This is a genomic window from Mesorhizobium sp. GbtcB19 (genome assembly GCF_019091085.1).
Classification (GTDB): Bacteria; Pseudomonadota; Alphaproteobacteria; order Rhizobiales; family Rhizobiaceae; genus Mesorhizobium.
Genome location: NZ_JAGXJY010000172.1, coordinates 1 through 303, shown reverse-complemented (window position 1 = coordinate 303; position 303 = coordinate 1). Strand labels below are relative to the sequence as shown.

1 protein-coding gene is annotated in these 303 nt (G+C 29.0%); it reads right to left on the bottom strand.

What is annotated here, in order from left to right; translation table 11 throughout:
• Positions 1-80: 80 nt before the first annotated feature.
• A partial coding sequence (locus KVT37_RS32085; RefSeq protein WP_217579009.1) for a hypothetical protein occupies positions 81-303 on the bottom strand: 223 nt, incomplete at its 5' end.

Genomic DNA, 303 nt, shown 5'->3' with positions numbered 1-303 from the left:
ATTCTTTTCCATAACCACTCACAAAACTCCTAATAATTTTGCTGTTTAAAAAAGGATTTAAAGATAATGTTTTTAAATGTTCAATCTCCATTGTTATCACCTAACTTCCAATTCACCTTTTTTTCATTGACAATTGTATGTATAATACCATGTTGAAAGTAATCCCTATTAGGGTCAATGGTACCAAATGATTTACTATCCATTAACATAGTGTCATCATAAAAATCTTGAGATTTTTCTATTACATGCTCCTTCTCTTTGCAATTCCTCATACTCTTTTTCTTTAATCTCGTCACTTTTTTC